This is a genomic window from Muriicola marianensis, from assembly GCF_014638095.1.
GTDB classification, from domain to species: Bacteria; Bacteroidota; Bacteroidia; order Flavobacteriales; family Flavobacteriaceae; genus Muriicola; species Muriicola marianensis.
Window position 1 is genome coordinate 1,910,493 of sequence record NZ_BMFH01000001.1, and the last position, 19,607, is coordinate 1,930,099.

Genomic DNA, 19,607 nt, shown 5'->3' on the forward strand with positions numbered 1-19,607 from the left:
TTTTTCATGCCAGCATCAGATTAATCTTTAAATTCCTTTAAAACCTTCTGATTGGGCAATGTATCATATCCCATATTGTAGAAGGTAAAAGCAAAGATATCGGCGTATTCCTCAATGGTCTTGCTGACAGGTTTTCCTGCGCCGTGACCCGCATTGGTCTCAATACGGATCAGGGTAGGATTGTCTCCTGTCTGAAATTCCTGGAGGGTAGCGGCAAACTTGAAACTGTGAGCCGGAACCACCCTGTCATCGTGGTCGCCTGTGGTCACCAGGGTTGCAGGATAGGACGTGCCTGGTTTTACATTGTGAACAGGGGAATACCCCTTGAGGTACTCAAACATTTCAGGACTGTCTTCGGAGGTCCCGTAGTCGTAAGACCAACCAGCACCAGCAGTAAAGGTGTGATATCTCAACATGTCTAATACTCCCACAGCAGGGAGGGCCACCTTCATAAGATCAGGCCGCTGGGTCATGGTTGCACCCACGAGAAGACCCCCATTAGACCCCCCGCGAATGGCCAGGAAATCAGAAGAGGTGTAATTATTCTCAATGAGGTATTCTCCCGCTGCTATAAAATCGTCGAAGACGTTCTGTTTCTGCATCTGGGTACCGGCATCGTGCCATTTCTTGCCGTATTCTCCGCCTCCCCTGAGATTAGGTACAGCGTATACGCCGCCCTGCTCCATCCAGATGGCATTCACCACGCTGAAGGAAGGGGTAAGGCTTATATTGAATCCGCCGTAACCATAAAGGATGGTGGGGTTCTTTCCATTGCGCTCAAGTCCCTTCTTGTAGGTGATGATCATGGGCACCTTAGTTCCGTCCTTTGAAGTGTAGAAGACCTGTTCGGACTCATAATTGTCGGGATTGAAGTCGATCTCAGGTTTCCAGTAGACCTCGTATTCCCCTGACTTGGGATCGAACTTGTAAATAGAGCTCGGGGTGTTGTAGTTGGTGAAGGAGAAATAGAGGATTTCTTCTTCCTTCTTTCCTCCGAATCCTCCGGCACTTCCGATCCCCGGCAGTTCTACTTCCCGAATGAGGTTCCCGCTGTAGTCGTACTGCATCACTTTGGAAATGGCATCGACCATATACTCTGCAAAAATATACCCCCCTCCCGTATTGGTGCTAAGGACGTTTTCCGTTTCAGGGATAAGGTCTTTCCATTGATCCGGAGTGGGATTCGAGGCATCTACGGTGACCACTTTTTCATTGGGTGCATTCCTGTTGGTCTGTATAAACAGGGTAGACCCGTCATTGTCGATCACGTAGCTGTCAGAATCCGTATCGTCAAGCACTGTTATAAACAGAGCGTTGGGATCCGTCAGGTCGCGGATTAGCATCTTATTCCCGGAAGTAGTGGTCCTTGGATAGAGGATAAGATAGCGTTCATCCTCCGTTACGCTCGCCGAAATATACCTGTGCTTTTCTGCAAGGGTACCACCGTAAACCAACTGGTCCTGGGCCTGAGGAGTTCCCATTTTGTGGTAATACACTTTGTGCTGGTCTGTTTTGGCAGACAATTCACTCCCTTTGGGCTTGTCATAGCTAGAGTAATAGAATCCTTCATTGCCCTTCCAGGCTAACCCGCTGAATTTGATATCGACGAGGGTGTCTTCGAGGATCTCCATGCTGTTCACATCCAGGACAATGGCCTTCCTCCAGTCGCTCCCTCCTTCTGAGATAAGGTAGGTAGCCAGGGAACCGTCCTTGCTAAAACTAAGGCCGGCAAGGGAAGTAGTTCCGTCCTCCGAGAAGGTATTGGGATCGAGAAACACCTCTTCCTCTCCTCCGTCTTTTTTCCTGTAGACTACGCTCTGATTCTGCAGGCCGTCATTTTTGTAGTAGTAGGTGTAGTCCCCTTCTTTGAATGGGGCGCTGAGTTTTTCGTAATTCCAAAGTTTCTCCAGCCTGTTCTTGAGGTCCTCCCTGAATGGGATCTTTTCGAGATATCCGAAGGTCACCTGATTCTGTGCGGTCACCCAGGCTTCGGTTTCCGAACTCATGTCGTCTTCCAGCCATCGATAGGGATCCGGTACGTCTACCCCGAAATAGGTGTCCACACTGTCCACTTTTTCTGTCTGAGGATAGTTCACTGCGAGTCGTTCTGCTTTGTTTTCTTGTTTGCAGGCCACAAAGGTAGTAAGCGCGGCCAGGACAAAGGCGATTTTCTTCATAGGGTTCAAAAATTTGACCCTAAAAATACCTTAATTTCTCCTGTAACGGTAGAGGAAACGGGCTTTTAACAGAAATTAAACAACCTTCCCGGCGAGCAGGTTTTTGCTGACCAGATACTCGGCGATCTGAATGGCATTGGTGGCTGCTCCTTTCCGCAAGTTGTCTGCTACGATCCACATATTCAGGGAGTTGGGGAGTGATTCATCCCTTCTTATCCTGCCTACAAATACGTCATCCTTATCATGGGCGTACAGGGGCATGGGATAGGTATTGGTATCCGGGTTGTCCTGCACAACGACTCCGGGTGTCTCACTGAGTAGTTTTCTCACCTCCCCGAGATCGAAGTCTTTCTCGAAGGTGACATTGACGGCTTCTGAATGCCCTCCGGATGTAGGAATCCGAACGGCTGTGGCAGTAACGGAAAAACTATCGTCTCCAAGGATCTTTCTGGGTTCTTTGGCGAGTTTCATCTCCTCTTTGGTATACCCGTTGTCAAGGAAAACATCACAATGGGGCAGGGCGTTTCTGTGGATGGCATAAGGATAGGCCATCTCCCCTTTGGTTCCCTCCATCTCGTTCTCCATTTGCTTTACAGCCTTAACCCCGGTACCGCTTACCGATTGATAGGTAGATACCACTACACGTTTCATCCGGTAGGCCTTATGCAGGGGTGCCAGCACCATCACCAGCTGTATGGTGGAACAGTTGGGGTTCGCTATGATCTTGTCTTTTTCAGTCAGTTCATGGGCATTGATCTCAGGGACGACGAGCTTGATCGCAGGATCCATACGCCAGGCTGAAGAATTGTCAACCACGGTGGTCCCTGCCTGAGCAAACCTGGGCGCCCATTGGAGGGAGGTTTCTCCTCCCGCAGAAAAGATAGCCAGGTCCGGAGCTTCTGCCACCGCTTCCTCAAGGGTGATGACCGTATGGGGCTCCCCTTTAAACATCAGGGTTTTGCCTTTAGACTTCTCAGAGGCGACAACCAGTAATTCCGAGATCGGGAAATTTCTTTCGGCCAGGACTTTTAGCATTACTTCCCCGACCATGCCTGTGGCTCCTACTACAGCTACTTTCATCAGTATACGATTAAAAACGGTTCAAAGGTACAGCAAAGCCCTATACACCACAAGGAAGCAGAATGTATTTATAAAAATATCACATTGTGTTATAAATAAAACAAAAATACCCCCTGCAGTCTTGCGAAACTTGCAGGGGGGTTAGTGTTAATTAAATAGTGTAGCGGATGACCCCTGCTACCCGGGGTTACGATCTTTATAAATGCGTTTTACACGGGGAGAGATCCCGGTGAGCAATTCATAGGAAATGGTACCTGCATAAGACGCGAACTCGTCGGCGCTCTGCCCCTTCCCGAACAGGATCACTTCGTCCCCTTCCTTACAGTCGATCTCTGTCACGTCTATCATCAGCATGTCCATACAGACATTACCTATGATGGGAGCACGTTTACCTTTTACAATAACAAAGGCCTTACCCTGTCCGTAATGCCTGCCTATTCCGTCGGCGTGTCCCAGAGGGAGGGTGGCGGTGGTTTTGTATCCTTCAGCGCGAAAGGCCCTGTTATACCCTACTGTTTCCCCCGGTTCGATCCGGTGAAGCTGGGAGATGACCGTCTTCAGCGAAACCACAGGCTTAAGTTCCGGATCAAAGCGGGGATCATTTCCGTATCCGTAGATCCCAATCCCACTCCTGACCATGTCCCACTGGGCTTCCGGATAATTGAGTATCCCGGAAGTATTCAGCAGGTGTTTTATTGGGATAGGACCCAGGGCCTTTTCCGCTTCCTGGACGATCCGCCTGAACATTGCGATCTGTCTTTCCGTAAAATCCCGCTCATCCAGATCTTCAGAGGCTCCCAGGTGAGACAGGATCCCCTTGACTGAAAGGACCTCGGATTCCCCCATCTCCTCCCGGATAAATCTCACGTCGTTTTCCCAAAAGCCCAGCCTGTTGAGCCCTGTATTGAATTTGAGGTGGACGGGATATCCCTTTTGTCCTTCCCTTCGAGCTATTTCATGAAACCCCTTTAATATGCGGGGACTGTAAAGGCTGGGTTCCAGATTATGGGTGATGATCTCCTCAAAATTACCTTCCTGGGGATGTAGTACAAGAATTGGCAGTGTAATTCCTCCTTTGCGCAAGGCGACCCCTTCAGAGGCGTAGGCCACTGCCAGGGCATCCACCCCTAGGGAAACCAGTTTGCGGGCTATGGCCACGGCATCGCTCCCGTATCCTGATGCTTTTACCACGGCCATGAATTTTGTGGCGGGCCTGATCCGGGATCTCAAATAGCGATAATTGTGCTCCAGTGCCCCCAGGTCTATTTCGAGGACCGTCTCGTGAATGTCAGGCATAGGGATGTTGATGTTGATGGGAAGGCATATGTATTCAATACGGTTTGTCCCTATAGATTCCGGGGGGTATCAAGATTATTTTCGTTTCGATTTCTTATCTGCTGAGGAAGGCTCAAGAACTTCTTCGGACTCTACTTCCATGGCGTTCACCTTCTCCCTGAGCATGGCCTTATAGAAGGCGGCCCGACTCAGTGGTTCGTACTCCTCGGTCTCTCCCAGCAGCACCAGGCTGTCGTTATCCGATTTCCTGAAACTGTAATTGGCCAGGTTACCCGTTCGAGTACATACCGCATGTACCTTGGTGACGTATTCCGCTGTGGCCATCAGGGCCGGCATCGGTCCGAAGGGGTTGCCTTTAAAATCCATGTCGAGCCCGGCAACCACCACCCGCACGCCTTTATTGGCCAGTTCGTTGCAAACAGAGACGATCTCATCGTCGAAGAACTGCGCCTCGTCTATGCCCACCACATCACAGTCTTCCGCCAGCTTGCGGATATGCCCGGCGGTAGGAACAGGGGTAGACCTGATCTCGTTTTCATCGTGAGAGACAACTCGTTCATCACTGTATCGGGTATCGATGATCGGCTTGAAGATCTCCACTTTCTGCTTGGCAAATTTGGCCCGTTTCAACCTCCTGATAAGCTCCTCTGTCTTGCCCGAAAACATGGACCCGCTGATCACTTCTATCCACCCAAATTGTTCTTTATGATTAACAGTGTTTTCGAGAAACATTTTGTAATTTTAGACGAAATACGGGGTTTCCTCCGTTACTATCAAAGACAGTATAAAAGTATTAAAAAAGACAGACCTTTACAGGGATGAAAATCAAAAAGAAATGAAGAGGAAACTGAAAGAGGAGTTGGTGAAATTGTCTACCGAGATCATTACCTCTCAGGAACCAAAGGATATTCCTGAGCTCTATGAGGCGGCCAAGAACCTGTATGAGAAACTGGCTGTCCTTAAATTTATCGAAGAAAAACTCAGCGACGTAGAGATCGATATCTCAAAGAACGCCATCGCATCCAAGTTCGAGAAGATGGCAAGTGCTGTGATGGAAGGCAACAGGTCCGTACCCGAGAGCAACCCTCACGAAGAAGATATTGTGACCCCGGGAATCGACACCATCAAGGACATGGTCTCAGAAATGCCCAAGGACCTGCATATAGAACAGCTCTTTGCAGAATTCGTGGCCAAGGCCGAGGTGATCAAGAACGATGTCAAAGAGGTTACGCCAGACCTGAAGGACACTCCTAAACAGGAGCGATCCAAATCCCTGAATGATAAGCTGACCACCAAAGAGATCGTGATCGGCCTCAATGACCGTCTGGCCTTTGTCAAGCATCTCTTTAATGACAGCACAGAGGAATTCAACCGGGTACTTTCCCAGTTGAATACGATTGATACGGAAGACCGCTCAGTGGCATTTATCGAGAACATGGTGAAGCCCGAGTACAACAACTGGAAAGGAAAGGAAGAATACGCTTCCCGTTTTATGGCATTGATCAACCGCAGGTTTTCCTGATTACATGTTTGAACAATATTAAAAAGAGCCGAAAGTCTATAAACTGCCTTTCGGCTTCTTAGTTTAATGCAGTGTCCCTATGGCAACTTTATTTTTAGTACCCACGCCCATTGGCAATCTGGATGACATGACGCAGCGGGCGATACAAGTGCTCCGTGAGTCGGACCTCATACTTGCCGAAGATACACGCACAAGCGGGAAGCTCCTGAATCACTTCGGCATCAGTACGCCCATGCAGGCCTACCACATGCACAATGAACACAAGGTCACGGACAGGCTCATTGACCGGTTGAAGGCAGGAGAGTCCATGGCCCTGATCTCCGATGCCGGTACCCCCGGGATCTCAGATCCCGGATTTTTCCTTACTCGGGCTTGTATAGAGGCAGGCGTCCCCGTTCAGTCATTACCGGGAGCTACTGCCCTGATCCCGGCCCTTGTAAATAGCGGACTTCCTTCTGAACGATTCACCTTTGAAGGGTTTCTGCCCCTTAAAAAAGGAAGGCAGACCCGTTTAAAAGAACTGGCCGAAGAGACCCGTACCATGATCTTTTACGAATCGCCCCACAAACTCCTCAAAACCCTGGATCATTTTATAGAGACCTTTGGCCCTGACCGGCCCGCCTCCATTTCCAGGGAACTCACCAAGGTATTCGAGGAAACGGTAAGAGGATCCCTGACAGAGTTGAAAGAATATTACAGTCAGAACCCCCTCAAGGGAGAGTTCGTCCTCGTGGTAGGGGGTAAAAAATAGTTGCCTCCCCTGTTGCTAAAAGTTGTATTTTTTCAGGCATGATCATGCCCTGGCTTATTACCCTCCTGACCGTTGTATCGGTATTCTTTCTGGATCGATGGGAAAACAAATATATCAGGTCGCTTTTCGATTGGGTGCCGGCCATTCTATTGGCTTATATTATCCCGGCAATCATCAGCCACCTCGGCGGGGTCGACTATTCCCAGGATGAGATTCACGATTTTAGCAGGGACTACTTTATTCCATTGGCCATCGTTGCCGTGATGAGCAGCCTGTCCCTCGGACAGCTGAGGTCTATTGGCTGGAAACCCATCCTCCTTTTTGTCAGCGGTTCTTTTTTTATAGCCCTGTTCCCCGTCCTTCCCGCATTCCTGCTCCCTGAATCCGACCTCGTGACCCAGACGCTTATCTCAGAGGGGTACTGGAAGGGGATTCCTCCCATCGTCGGAGGATGGATAGGCGGGAGTACGAGTCAGCTCGTACTGAAGGAGCTCGTGGAGTGCCCAGAATCGATCTTCCTCTCCGTTTTGGTCATGGACAATATCCTGGTCAATATCTGGACCATCCTCATGTTCCAGTCCATCAAAGGGAGCAATGCTCTGAATACCTTTTTCAGGATCACCGATAGAGGGATCCCAGAAAGCCTGAGGATGAACAGGATGAAGACGATCAGGCCCTGGCTTACGTTTGTGCTGCTCCTGGGAACCGTTATACTGGTCAATCAGTTTGTCTACAGTTTTATCGGGAAGGTGATTCTGCTTTCCATTATAGGGCTTGCCGTCAGTAATCTCTGGCCCCGGTGGAATTTTCAGTTTGCCCTCAAGGCAGGTGCCATACTTATCCTGATCGTTATGGCTGTCCTCGGTTTGAAACTCCAGTTCGCCACTCTCGGCTTCAACACCTCCTTTCTGGGCTTTATGGTGATCTGGCTGGGGGGTCATTTCATCTTTACTGTAATCATCGCCAAATTGCTGAATGTGAACATGGCCTGGGTGCCTATTGCGAGTATGGCCAATGTGGGAGGCATCGCTACGGCCCCCGCGGTTACAGCAGCTTATGAGAAGAAATGGATGCCCCATGCCGTGGTCCTGGCCATCCTCAGTATGGCGACCGGGACATTCTGGGGGATGCTGACGATCTATTTATTGAAGATATCTTTTTAAAATGTAAGTAAAGCTTCAATCAAAACGGGATCTTGGAGCGTATTTAAAGCTCCGATTCCCAAAGTTTATCGAAATAGTATCCCTCAGGATACGGGATTTTCTTTCGGCCATATCCATATTTTCTAAAGACAGAAAGTGGAAATATTCCTTCCTATTATTCGATTCCCTTCCGGAATTTTCTTCTGATAGAGGGATTGGTCCAAATTCTTTTGAAATTACCTTCCCATAGGTTTCGAAGGCGTATTTTTTATTAAGCCATAAAATTACGCTCAGTGATCTGGGGCTTTTTACCCGGTCCCGGAAATAACCGCAACTGATTAAAATTGTGTCATTTTCGATCAAATTAACAACATCAAAATCGCCCAGAATTCGGGGGATATAATTATTTGAGTCTGTATATCGATAAACAATCCTACCATCATCAAAACGGAATGACTTGCATGAGATAGCGGTCAGGAGGATCAGAAAGAGTGCGGCTTTCTTCATACTTCCCCTGCCTAATACAGATGTCCGTCGTGTTTCCCCTTTTCCCATCCGTGTTTGCCCAGGTACTGCTCCGCACTTTCTACCGCCCCTGATTCAATGGTAGTAGCCATGGAATCATTCCATCGGTTGAGGTAGCCGAAGAGGGAGATGACCCCCAGCATTTCTACGATCTCCCCTTCTTCCCAGTGCTGGTAGAGCTTCTTTTTTATTTGGTCATCTACCTGGTTGGGCACCTGTGAAGCAGCCAGGGAAAAGTCGAGCGCAGCCCTCTCTGCTTCAGAGAAGGCCGGGTGCGTCCTGTATTCCCAGATATGGTCTAATTGCTCCTGTTCTGCCCCGTAACGCTCAGCGGCCCGGATGGCATGCGCCTGGCAATACCGGCAACCGGTGGCATTGCTGCTCACCCAGGCGATCATGCGCTTGAGGGCTGAAGTGACCCTGCCCTTGTTTTCCATCACGGCCTTGTTCAGTTCGATAAATGCCTTGGAGATGGCAGGCCGGTGCTGCATGGTAAGGATGGAATTGGGGCAAAACCCCAGGGTTTCGTTGAAGAATTCTGCGAGTTTTCGCGTTTCAGAATCGTGTTCCGGCGGGAGGGGATTAACCAATGGCATAGGACAGAGTTTAGCTTATTATTGTAATTTTGAGATCACAGGATAGACCATCACAAGAAACAAAAAAAACGGAGCATGACAAATCATATCAGTACCCATTGGATAGGGGGAATGGCCTTTGAAAGCAACAATCCTTCGGGAATCGACCTCAAGATCGATGCGGGGCCGGAAGATGGGGGTGAAGGTAAAGGATACAGGCCCAAGGCGCTTATGCTTACCTCCCTGGCAGGCTGCTCCGGTCTGGATGTGGTGGGGATGATCGGGAAGATGAAGCTCGATGTGGATAAGTTTCATATCGAGATCTTTGCCGAGCTCACCGATGAGCACCCCAAGTATTACCACAAGGTACACCTCGAATATCACTTTTACGGAAAGGCCCTCGATGAAAAGAAGTTACAACGCGCTGTTGACCTTTCGGTAGATAAATACTGCGGGGTGATGGAGATGTTCAGGAGGTTTGCCGAGGTCACGACAGAGAATATCTATCACAAGGAGTGAGATCAACCTGCACAAAAATGATCGTTCCGCAAGGAAACTGCACAACCCTATAGTATCTTATGAAGGCCGAAGATATTTGTGAAATGCGCTGGACCCTAATGCCCAAACCCGAAAAGGAGGCCATTGCGGAGCTGAGTGAGGCCATCAAGGTGAGTCCGCTTATCGCCTCCCTCCTTCTGCAGAGGGGAGTGCGGACCTATGAGGATGCGCTTCACTTCTTCAGGCCCCAGCTCAGCCACCTGCATGATCCCTTCCTGATGAAGGATATGGACCGAGCAGTAAACCGGATAGAGGAAGCCATACATAAAGGCGAAAATATATTGGTTTATGGGGATTATGACGTGGATGGCACTACCGCGGTGGCCCTGGTTTCTTCCTATCTTCTGGACAGGTATCCCAATGTGGCGACCTATATACCGGACCGGTATGCCGAAGGATACGGGGTGTCCTATGCCGGGATCGATTTTGCACACGACAATGACGTAACCCTGATCATCGCCCTGGATTGTGGGATCAAGGCGATCGACAAGGTTCAATATGCCCGGGAAAAAGGGATCGACTTTATTATTTGTGACCACCACAGACCCGGGGATGAGATCCCGGAAGCCGTGGCCGTGCTCGACCCCAAACGAACGGACTGCCCGTATCCTTACGATGAGCTCTGTGGCTGCGGGATCGGTTTTAAGCTGATACAGGCTTTGGAACAAAGAGCGGGAAGACCCATAGAGGGTATTTTTTCTTATCTCGATCTGGTCGCTACAGCCATCGCCGCAGACATTGTCCCGATAACCGAAGAGAACAGGGTGCTTACCTACTACGGTCTGAAGGTGATCAACCAGAAAAAAAGGCCCGGGATACGGGCCATCCTCAATACTGTCAATAAAGCAGAGCTCAACGTCACCGACGTGGTTTTTATAATCGCCCCCAGGATCAACGCGGCCGGCCGAATGGAACACGGCAAGTATGCGGTTTCCCTTCTGACTGAAACCGATATGGCCAGAGCTGAGGAGATGGCAGGGGCGATCGAACGCTTTAATTCCGAAAGGCGTACCCTGGACCAGGAGATCACGGAAGAAGCCCTTGTTCAGATCAAAAGCAACAAGGAGGAAGGGAGGTATACCTCCGTGGTCTTTGATGAGAATTGGCATAAAGGGGTGATCGGGATTGTGGCTTCAAGGCTCACCGAGACCTATTACAGGCCTACCCTGGTATTCACACGCAGCGGGGAAAAACTGGCGGCCTCTGCCCGTTCCGTCAAAGGATTCGACCTGTACAATGCCCTGGAAGCCTGTAAGGATTACCTGGAGCAATTCGGCGGGCACAAGTATGCGGCGGGACTCACCCTGGAGGAGCGACAATACGAAGATTTCAAGGCACGTTTCGAGGAGGTGGTCTCCAGAACTATTTCGCCCGAAATGCTGCGTCCTGAGATCCGGATCGATGCGGAGATCAGACTCTCGGACATTACCCCTAAATTCATGCGGATCCTCAAGCAGTTCGAACCTTTTGGCCCCGGCAACATGAAGCCGGTCTTTCTCTCACAGAAATTAAGGGATTCCGGATTTGCCAAAGGAGTGGGGGAAGGCGAAAAACACCTTAAACTGGCCGTGCAGCAAGGCAGGTCGAACTCTGTGCAGGCCATAGGTTTCGGGCTGGGAGAAAAGCTGCCATTGGTCAGGGAGGGCGGTAGTTTCAGTGCGGTGTATTCCCTTGATGAAAACCACTGGAACGGACAGGTGAGCTTGCAGCTGAAGATCAGGGATATCAGGCCGGACTAGACAGGAAATTTCCGGACTTCAAATTGCTTTCCGTCAAACACTCCATAAGTGTAGTGGCTGATCCAGTCTCCCAGGTTGAAGTAGGTCGATTTTGGATTTAGTTTTATTTCCAGGGGGAGGTGGCGATGCCCAAAGACAAAAAAGTCGAAGTGATCACCTTCCAGTTTCCGTTTGGCGTATTGTACCAGCCATTCGTTTTCCTCACCCAGGAACTCCTTGTCCTCTTCCCCTGAGATCAGTTTGTTCTTCACCGAAAAATACTGGGCTACACGTACGCCCCAATCCGGGTGCATCCATCGGAAAAACCACCGTGCCACAGGGTTCGTAAAGACCTTTTTCATCCGCTTATACCCTTTGTCGTGCGGACCCAGCCCGTCTCCGTGGCCAATAAAGAATCGTTTCCCGTTGATCTCGAATAGCTGTGGCTTGTGGAATACAGGGATTCCCAGCTCCTCCTCAAAATAACCATTCATCCACAGGTCGTGATTCCCTGCAAAGAAGTAGACCGGGATACCCCCGTCTGTAATAGAGGCCAGGGTACCGAGGGTCCTCACAAATCCTTTGGGGACCACGGTTCTGTATTCAAACCAGAAATCAAAGAGGTCACCCAGGAGGAAGATGGCTGCTGCGTCTTCTTTCACTTCCTGCAACCAGGAGACAAAGTGTTTCTCCCGAGCCATGCTTTGTTCCCTGCTTGGTGCGCCCAGGTGGTTGTCACTGGCAAAGTAGACCTTCTTTCCTTCGGGTACGATTAGCTGTCTCATCCGCATATAAAGATAGGGAAATAGGGTGGGGATCAGGGGTTGTCTTCCATAAACCACTCAGCATAGGCCGTTTCGGTCTCACGGAGTTTCAGGGAATGCAGCTGGAGATTTTCAGGCAGGCGGGATTTGATCCTCGACGCAATGTCGATCACCATATTCTCACTGGTCGGCTGGTAATCTGCCAGGATCACCTTGTGCCCTCTCGATTCGAGTTCCCTGGCCAGTTCCAGATGAGGAGTGTTCTTGTTGAAAATGGTGGCGTGGTCAAAAGGATCTACCACCTCCTCCTTGACGATCTTCTTCAGGTCTCCAAAATCGATCACCATCCCGAGTTTGACCGCGCCTTCCTTATCAATAGGGGTGCCGATGACCGTTACGGCTAGTTTGTAGCTGTGTCCATGGACGTTCCTGCATTTCCCGTCATACCCGTAAAGGGCATGCCCGGTCTCAAAACTGAATTCCTTGGTTACGCGAATCCTGCTCATAGGAAGTTATTTATGCGGCAAAGGTAGGAATTCTTTAAAAGGAAGGACCTACTTACCCTGAGGAACAGATTTGATTTCTTTGCTAAAGGTGAATGCTTTTTTAAGTTTAAGGCCGAACAGAGGACGGAGCCATTTCCACCGGCGTATGCCGAATTCATAGATGACCCATGATCCGCCGAAAGTGGCGATCACGAGATAGAGGAATTTAGGGAGGAATCCCCAGCTGAGGTCCATGATAAAATATCCGGCAATAATCGTGATGGTCTGATGCAGGATATAAAATGGGTATACAGCCTCATTGCAATAGGTGAGCGCCCGGCTTGGTCGGTTCCAGTAGGTCGCGGCATAGCCAAAGAGGACCAGGATCCAGGACCACAGATTAAAAACTTTCAGGAGGGCTTCTGTAAAGTGTACGAGGATGGAATCTTCAAAGGACATGATCAGGCCGAGATAGAGGGTAAAACCGATCAGGCCGCAATACAGGTAAAACCGCCTGTTCTTTGTCACCGTGTTCCAGAAATTATCCTGTACCGTCATCAGAAGGAAGCCATAGAAGAACAGGGTGGAGTAATTGGCAATGGCAAACCAGTCGCCTATCAGGGCATGGGTGATATTAAAGAAAGGTTCTAATAGGGATTCCATGAGATACAGAGGGAGCAGGAACCAGAACAGTCCGGTTTTCCTTGAGATCAAGGCTTTGACCCATGTAATAAATCTGCCACCGGGATTCTTTTTAAGCGAAACGAAGACGGGTACCAGAGCGAGAGAAAACAATAACAGGTAAGGAAGGAACCATAGGTGGTGCCAGCTGAGGTTGCCCTCCGGGTAGACCCCAATAAAAGATTGAGCGGGCCAAAAATCAAAATAAGATCCCCGAAACTGACTATTTGCGATACGCTCAATATAGACCTGAGGTGGGACCACCAGGAGCATCCCCACCACCAGCGGCAGGAAGAGCCTTTTGATCCGCTCGGTGCTGAATTGTATCGGGGTCCTTTTGTTCAACGCATAGAAGGTACCCATCCCGGAGATCAGAAAGAGGATGGGAAGCCTCCACTGATTTACGAAGAGCATGGGAATCCTGATCGACGTGTATTCCACATTGTTCTTGATATGCCACCCCCAGGGAACAAAGAACATACCCACATGGTAGAATATCAATAACCCAAAAACAAAAACCCTCAGCCAGTCCAGATCGTATCGTCTCATGAGAATTGATTTTTGAGTAAAGATATCCCTATTACTTATGCACCGGGATTTTTTGGTACGGACGTCAAGGATTTGGGACGAATGACAAGAAAATTCACTTTCTGACCCTGGCTTCAAAGGCAGGGATCATGGTCCTAGATACGGGGATCCGGGCTTCACAGTGTTCAAGACTCAACTGGAAACCCTGTGCGTTGCCTTTAACGTGCAGGAGAAAAGCGAGGTTGACTACATAGGAACGGTGTGTCCTGATGATGTCTTTAAAAGAACTGACCTGCTTTTCAAAATCGGTGATGGAGATGCGCTTCAATACCTTAACCGGGGCAGGGTCATCCCTTAAATGCAGCACGAGGTAATTGCCCTCGGCCTTGGCGAAGAGGAATTTTTCTACCTGCAGGTCGAATTTGTCCATTTTTACCTGGGTCTCAATAGGGATAACACTATTGTCATGTTGTCTCTCCTGGCCCAGCCTGCTGCGTTCCAGTTCCTGTGCCTCCCTGATGTACCGCGCGTTCAGCCGATTGAAATTCACTGAAACGATCAATCCCACAAGCAGGATGCCGACCAGGAAAGTATTGCCGATCTCCTCCCTGAAATAACCCCAGGACCAGTTGTTGGGGTTGTCGTAAATGAGGTCTCTTACCAGAAACTGCCCGATCCCGATCAACAAGAGGAAGACAGAAAGAAAAAGGAGGTCCTTTCCTATGGTCCAGTTCTCGTCTAAGGATGGAGAGAAATGGATAAAGGGATACATGATGAGCAATACCGCAATGGGGGTGGCCGAATGGATCACGCTGATCCAGAAATAATCCATTTTATGTTCGTCCAAATTGACGTTAAAAGGGGTAAAGAAGTAGTTGAATAGAAGAGCCAGGAGGAAGATGATCAGAGCAAATTGCAGGAGGGTTTTCCCTCTGAAGTAAAAGGGATATGGCGTATTCAAAATTTCCTTCAGCCTGGATATCATACGGGGACCATCTATTGTAACAGGGATTTCAGATCCTATTTTTTGAAGGCTTCCATCGCCTTTCTCGTCTGTTCGGAAAGGGCGAGTTCACCTGTAATGGCAGCCCTGCTCAGCAGGAGTTCATCCCAATTCCCGGTACCTTCCCACAGCACTTTTTTAAGGGCCACAAGGGCCTCGCGGTTGTATGAGGCAAGCTGGGAAGTAAAAAAATCGAGCTCTTTGTCCATCTCTTTGATGTTCTGGAACACCTTGGAAAATAGGCCATTATCCTTGGCCCAGTAGGCGTTCTTCCACTCTTTAGGAGCCAGGGATAGTTCGGCAAGTCCGGACACCCCAACCTTGCGCTTCACTGCAGGGGCGATCACCAGTGGGGCGATACCAATGGTGAGCTCGGAAAGTCTGACAGCGGCGTCTTCCGTGGCGAATACGTAGTCACAGGCAGAGATGAGTCCGACCCCACCGCCCACGGCTTTCCCCTGTACCCTCCCGATAATGGGCTGGGCACATGCTCTCATCGCATTGATCACATGGGCGAACCCACTGAAGAAGGCAGTACCTTCCCGGTGGTTCGAGACCGCGAGGAGTTCGTCAAAGGAGGCGCCGGCACAAAAGGCTCTGTCCCCTTCAGATTTCAGCACGATGACAGATACTGCTGTGTTCTCAGAGAGGTCCCTGAGGATCTTCGTGAGCCTGTCCAACATTTCTGATACAAAGGAATTACTGGCCGGATGACCGAATTCTACAGTTGCCACCCCGTTCTGTATGTTGGTATATAGACTGCCGTTAGTTCGGGTTGTTCCCATGGAAGATCGTTTTCCTCTAAATTACACCTTTTGTAAAAGGGGGCGAAATTTTCTCCTGAACTTAAATACCAGGGCGCCACCCCTGATCATCATCCAGACGGTAATGGCGATCCATATCCCGTAAAGGCCAAGCTCAAAGTACTGACCGATGTAAAGGGCGGGGATGAAACCCAAAAAGGTTGCTGTGAGGAGTACATTCCGCAGGTATTTCATTTCACCCAGGCCTTTGAAGAGCCCGTCAAAAACAAAGGCTACCGTATTGATGGGCAAGGCAAGGATCACGATGAAGAAGATGGAATAGAAGGTGCGCAGGACCTCTCCCTCGTTGGAGAATAGTAACCCCAGTGGGCGGTAAAGCACAAACCCTATCACCATGAGCACTCCGCTTACCGACAAGCCGTACAGCATGATCTTCTTCGCCAGTTTCCAGAGGTTGTTATAATCCTTCGCTCCCAGCAGCCGGCCTCCCATGATATTCCCGGCAGCTCCGTATCCGTCGATAAAGAAGGCAGCGAAGAGCCAGAGGTTGATGGCAATGGTATGCGCTCCGATAAAACGGTCGCCCAGGGCGGTGGCCTCCCGAACCGCCAGGACGAGAGTGATATTAAGGGCCACTGCCCTGACAAAGAGATTGAGGCTCATCCCGATAAGCCTCCCGAGCTCAGGGTGGACGGGCAGCCTGGGAATGAGTGAGATATGGGTCTTGACCATCAACAGGTAGAGAGACATCACCGCCATCACTCCCTGAGATATCAGGCTGGCCCACGCTGCCCCTTCCAGGTTCATTGGGTCGACCAGGCCTTCGATCCCATAGACCAGGATAAAATCGAGTACAATATTCAACGAGGCCCCGGTGATAGCGATCATCATGGGCCAGTAGGTGTTCTGCAGCCCCCTGAAGATCCCCATGACGGCAAAGGCAAAGAGGGTCAGCGGGAAGCCCCAAACCCGGATGGAATAATAAGAGATACAGAATTCCAGGATCTTACCTTTGGCATTGAGCAGGAGGAAGATTTCCTCTACAATAAATACAGTGCCCAGGAGGATCGCTATACTGAGCAATACGTTAAGGGCGATCGCCTGGGCTGGGAGGGTAGATACCTGGTCGAGTTTTCCCGCGCCAAGGTACTGGGAAATGATGGCAGAGATCGCACTTCGGGTCTGTCCAAGGATCCAGATGAGCATGGAGAGAAAAGCTCCTACGATTCCGACGGCCGCCAGGGATTCCAAACCATTTTCAGGGATATTCCCCACAATAGCTGTATCTGTAATAGACAAAATAGGCTCGGCTATCCCTGCGATGGTTGCAGGAATGGCCAGGCGGTTGATGGTCTTGAAACTTACTCGGGTAGTCAATGTTCAGAGATTATAGAATGAGTTCATAGCAATAGAATGGATGGGGGCTTTGCCGGGGAAAATACACAGGTTCCAGTCTTTGATACCCCCTGGCCTCATAAAACCGCTGGTTGCGTTTATTTCTGCTGAAGGTATCCAATCTGACGGAAATTCGACTTTCTGATTTTGCCCTGTTCTCTGCCCAATCCATCATCTTACGGGCAAACCCCTTACCCTGTTGCTCAGGATGCACCGCCAGACGGTGTATGTAAATATTGTTTCGGTTCGGGGTAAGCCATTGAACCGTTTTGTACTCTTTATCCATGAGGGAGGAGACCGTGATGCATCCAACGACATGGCCTGAAACTTCCAGGACGAACAGTTCTCCTCTGCTGCGATCCTTCAGGAAGGCCTCTTCTGAGGGATACAGCTCATTCCATTGTTCGATACCCTTTTGGATCATGTGCAGTGCACAGGCTTTGGCAAGGCTCATGATCTGGGGAATTTCGCCTAACTTTGCCGGTCTTATCATCTTTTCAAGCCAATTATTGCGTAAATTTATAGTTTAAATACCTAACCGTTATGAAGAACATCCTAGTACCTATCGGAACCTCCCCAAATGCACACGAGACGCTGCAATACGCGGTAGATCTCGCCGCACAATTCTCTTCCAGGGTCTATGTCATGGAGGTCTTTACGGTGGCCGGGGTATCCGGAAGCCTCATCGATATATCTGCCATGGTAGAGAAGAGCGGAAAAGAGCGACTAAAAGAGGTTATCGGCAAGGTGGATGCAAAAGATGTGGAGATCAAGATTGCCACCTATAAAGGGGACCTGATAGATGGCCTGAAAGATATAGACCGGGAGATCGGGATCGACCTGCTGGTGATTGCACCCAGGAGCAACGATATCAAAGAAGAATTGTATTTGGGGCATACTTCTGGGCGAATGATCAAGCGGACGGATATTCCTACCCTTATCGTCCCCAAAGGCACCAAATTCAGTCCGTATAAACTCATCCTGACCGGGTTCAAATCGGGTATCCTAAAGAGGAAACGTATCCTGAACCCCCTTATTGAGATTAAGAATAAATTCCAAAGCGAAATACAATTACTGCTGGTAAAAACCCCGGGATATACAGATAAGGACCTGCAGGTGAATACGGCCCTGTTGGATATAAGCACCACGATGACCATGGCCGAACACGCCACAACCTACCTCGGAATATTGGAGCATATCCAGGTCGTTAACCCAGACCTCCTGTGTGTATTCAGAAGGAAAAGAGGGGTCTTCATGAATCTGTGGGAGAAAAACACGATCCATAAATCCGAGTTCTCCGCCAAGATACCGGTTTTGGTACTGAGCGTCAAAAAGGATTAAGGTCCATCGGGCATCTACGCCTCACAAAACAAAAAACCGCTCGAGTACACTCGGCGGTTTCATTTAAAAGGGGGAAAACCGGGTTAGCTGTCGCTGCTCCGGATGATCTCCCGTCCTGCAAATGTAATTATCATCGCTTCTTCAATGCCTGTGGCATTTACGCTTCACAAAACAAAAAACCGCTCGAGTACACTCGGCGGTTTTTCTTACTTGGATTACCGGGTTAGCTGGCGCTGCTCCGGATGATCTCCCGTCCTGCAAATGCCATTTTCATCGCTTTTTCAATGCCTGCGGCATTAGCGCTTCACAAAACAAAAAACCGCTCGAGTACACTCGGCGGTTTTTCTTATTTGCAAATCGCGCGATGAAAATGGCGCTTGTTCTGTGGAGAATACCGGAGTCGAACCGGTGACCTCTTGCATGCCATGCAAGCGCTCTAGCCAGCTGAGCTAATCCCCCGCATTGGAAGCGCAAAGGAACTAATTTTTGAGTAAGTTTCAAAATCCATACTTTTTATTTTAAGAAAAGAATAACGCCCGAAGTTTCAATTCTTCCTCTTCCGCTTATTATTTTGGGAAAAACTAAAGCAGATACATATGAAAGGAAAAGTAGCCTACATCACGGGTGGTACAAAAGGAATTGGTTTAGGGATAGCGAAAAGACTGCTCAATGCCGGGATGAAAGTAGCCATCAGCGGAAGAAACGCGGAGGACGCGCGAACGGTTGCACAGTCTCTCGGATCAGAAGACCGCGTTTTAGGTCTGGGATCAGACGTGACCCGTCCTGAGGATGAGATAAAAGCCGTTCAGGCTGTAATTAAAACCTGGGGCCAGCTTGATGTGGTTATTGCGAATGCCGGCATAGGCGTATTCAATCCCGTAGACACCCTGAGCGTTGAGGATTGGAATAAGATGATAGACACCAACCTCAACGGTCCTTTCTTCACCCTGAAGGCTTCTATGGAAGCTCTTAAAGCATCAAAAGGGTATTATATCACGATCGCCAGTCTAGCCGGGACTAACTTTTTTGCTTCAGGTTCGGGGTATAACGCGACAAAATTTGGGCTGGTCGGCTTTACACAGGCAGCCATGCTCGATCTTAGACCCTACGATATCAAGGTGTCAACCATCATGCCGGGATCTGTAGCCTCCCATTTTAACGGAAATCAGCCAAGTGAAAGCGATGCCTGGAAGATTCAGCCTGAGGATATAGGGGAACTGGTTGAAGACCTCCTGCACATGAATCCGAGGACACTACCCAGTAAAATTGAAGTAAGGCCTACCCGTCCGGACAAGAAATAGG

20 protein-coding genes and 1 tRNA gene are annotated in these 19,607 nt (G+C 49.5%); 7 read left to right on the forward strand and 14 right to left on the reverse strand.

Annotated features, from left to right (window positions below):
• Positions 1–20: 20 nt before the first annotated feature.
• From IEV19_RS08640 to IEV19_RS08655, 4 genes are all read right to left on the reverse strand, one after another.
• Positions 21–2,177 carry a prolyl oligopeptidase family serine peptidase gene (locus tag IEV19_RS08640; RefSeq protein WP_188370252.1) on the reverse strand — a complete coding sequence of 719 codons (2,157 nt, stop codon included), beginning with the start codon at positions 2,175–2,177 and terminating at the stop codon, positions 21–23.
• A gap of 75 nt (positions 2,178–2,252) precedes the next feature.
• Positions 2,253–3,257: an aspartate-semialdehyde dehydrogenase gene (locus IEV19_RS08645; RefSeq protein WP_188370253.1), complete on the reverse strand. Its 1,005-nt coding sequence runs from the start codon at positions 3,255–3,257 to the stop codon at positions 2,253–2,255.
• 177 nt (positions 3,258–3,434) lie between these two features.
• The gene (alr, locus tag IEV19_RS08650; RefSeq protein WP_188370254.1) at positions 3,435–4,553 is read right to left on the reverse strand and encodes an alanine racemase; all 1,119 of its coding nucleotides are present in this window, start codon (positions 4,551–4,553) and stop codon (positions 3,435–3,437) included.
• Between the two features lie 75 nt (positions 4,554–4,628).
• Positions 4,629–5,285, reverse strand: a complete 657-nt coding sequence (locus tag IEV19_RS08655) for a thymidine kinase (RefSeq protein WP_188370255.1) — start codon at positions 5,283–5,285, stop codon at positions 4,629–4,631.
• Positions 5,286–5,388: 103 nt separating this feature from the next.
• On the opposite strand from IEV19_RS08655, the gene IEV19_RS08660 reads away from it, so the two are divergent.
• The 3 genes from IEV19_RS08660 (at position 5,389) to IEV19_RS08670 (ending at position 7,989) form a co-directional block, all read left to right on the forward strand.
• Positions 5,389–6,075 (forward strand): DUF8457 domain-containing protein, encoded by a 687-nt coding sequence (locus IEV19_RS08660; protein WP_188370256.1) that lies wholly within the window; start codon positions 5,389–5,391, stop codon positions 6,073–6,075.
• Between the two features lie 79 nt (positions 6,076–6,154).
• Positions 6,155–6,826: a 16S rRNA (cytidine(1402)-2'-O)-methyltransferase gene (gene rsmI / locus IEV19_RS08665; protein ID WP_188370257.1), complete on the forward strand. Its 672-nt coding sequence runs from the start codon at positions 6,155–6,157 to the stop codon at positions 6,824–6,826.
• Between the two features lie 38 nt (positions 6,827–6,864).
• On the forward strand, positions 6,865–7,989 hold the full coding sequence (locus tag IEV19_RS08670; protein ID WP_188370258.1) for a DUF819 family protein: 1,125 nt from the start codon (positions 6,865–6,867) through the stop codon (positions 7,987–7,989).
• A gap of 15 nt (positions 7,990–8,004) precedes the next feature.
• Here the strand turns inward: IEV19_RS08670 and IEV19_RS08675 are convergent, their stop codons facing one another.
• The gene (locus IEV19_RS08675) at positions 8,005–8,475 is read right to left on the reverse strand and encodes a hypothetical protein (RefSeq protein WP_188370259.1); all 471 of its coding nucleotides are present in this window, start codon (positions 8,473–8,475) and stop codon (positions 8,005–8,007) included.
• An 11-nt stretch (positions 8,476–8,486) separates the two neighbouring features.
• Positions 8,487–9,089 (reverse strand): carboxymuconolactone decarboxylase family protein, encoded by a 603-nt coding sequence (locus IEV19_RS08680; protein WP_188370260.1) that lies wholly within the window; start codon positions 9,087–9,089, stop codon positions 8,487–8,489.
• Positions 9,090–9,164: 75 nt separating this feature from the next.
• On the opposite strand from IEV19_RS08680, the gene IEV19_RS08685 reads away from it, so the two are divergent.
• The gene (locus IEV19_RS08685) at positions 9,165–9,587 is read left to right on the forward strand and encodes an OsmC family protein (protein WP_188370261.1); all 423 of its coding nucleotides are present in this window, start codon (positions 9,165–9,167) and stop codon (positions 9,585–9,587) included.
• Positions 9,588–9,670: 83 nt separating this feature from the next.
• Positions 9,671–11,365: a single-stranded-DNA-specific exonuclease RecJ gene (recJ, locus tag IEV19_RS08690; RefSeq protein ID WP_188370262.1), complete on the forward strand. Its 1,695-nt coding sequence runs from the start codon at positions 9,671–9,673 to the stop codon at positions 11,363–11,365.
• On the opposite strand, the gene IEV19_RS08695 is transcribed toward recJ, so the two are convergent.
• The 7 genes from IEV19_RS08695 to IEV19_RS08725 all read right to left on the reverse strand — a co-directional run bounded on the left by IEV19_RS08695 (position 11,362) and on the right by IEV19_RS08725 (position 17,418).
• Positions 11,362–12,129 (reverse strand): UDP-2,3-diacylglucosamine diphosphatase, encoded by a 768-nt coding sequence (locus IEV19_RS08695; protein ID WP_188370263.1) that lies wholly within the window; start codon positions 12,127–12,129, stop codon positions 11,362–11,364. The two genes, recJ and IEV19_RS08695, sit on opposite strands and share 4 nt — an antisense overlap.
• Before the next feature lie 32 nt (positions 12,130–12,161).
• A complete protein-coding gene (locus IEV19_RS08700) occupies positions 12,162–12,614 on the reverse strand; it encodes a 6-pyruvoyl trahydropterin synthase family protein (RefSeq protein ID WP_188370264.1) in 453 nt (150 codons plus the stop codon).
• A 48-nt stretch (positions 12,615–12,662) separates the two neighbouring features.
• Positions 12,663–13,823, reverse strand: a complete 1,161-nt coding sequence (locus IEV19_RS08705) for an acyltransferase family protein (protein ID WP_188370265.1) — start codon at positions 13,821–13,823, stop codon at positions 12,663–12,665.
• A 94-nt stretch (positions 13,824–13,917) separates the two neighbouring features.
• Positions 13,918–14,787: a LytTR family DNA-binding domain-containing protein gene (locus tag IEV19_RS08710; protein WP_188370266.1), complete on the reverse strand. Its 870-nt coding sequence runs from the start codon at positions 14,785–14,787 to the stop codon at positions 13,918–13,920.
• Positions 14,788–14,822: 35 nt separating this feature from the next.
• A complete protein-coding gene (locus tag IEV19_RS08715) occupies positions 14,823–15,590 on the reverse strand; it encodes an enoyl-CoA hydratase/isomerase family protein (protein WP_188370267.1) in 768 nt (255 codons plus the stop codon).
• Positions 15,591–15,611: 21 nt separating this feature from the next.
• Entirely contained in the window at positions 15,612–16,946 is a 1,335-nt protein-coding gene (locus IEV19_RS08720; protein WP_188370268.1) for an MATE family efflux transporter, read from the reverse strand.
• 10 nt (positions 16,947–16,956) lie between these two features.
• On the reverse strand, positions 16,957–17,418 hold the full coding sequence (locus IEV19_RS08725) for a GNAT family N-acetyltransferase (RefSeq protein ID WP_308418532.1): 462 nt from the start codon (positions 17,416–17,418) through the stop codon (positions 16,957–16,959).
• 89 nt (positions 17,419–17,507) lie between these two features.
• Between IEV19_RS08725 and IEV19_RS08730 the strand changes: the two genes are divergently transcribed.
• Entirely contained in the window at positions 17,508–18,305 is a 798-nt protein-coding gene (locus IEV19_RS08730; RefSeq protein ID WP_188370270.1) for a universal stress protein, read from the forward strand.
• Between the two features lie 385 nt (positions 18,306–18,690).
• Here IEV19_RS08730 and IEV19_RS08735 read toward each other — a convergent pair.
• Positions 18,691–18,764, reverse strand: a tRNA-Ala gene (locus tag IEV19_RS08735).
• A 137-nt stretch (positions 18,765–18,901) separates the two neighbouring features.
• Between IEV19_RS08735 and IEV19_RS08740 the strand changes: the two genes are divergently transcribed.
• Positions 18,902–19,606 (forward strand): SDR family oxidoreductase, encoded by a 705-nt coding sequence (locus IEV19_RS08740; RefSeq protein ID WP_188370271.1) that lies wholly within the window; start codon positions 18,902–18,904, stop codon positions 19,604–19,606.
• Position 19,607: the final 1 nt, after the last annotated feature.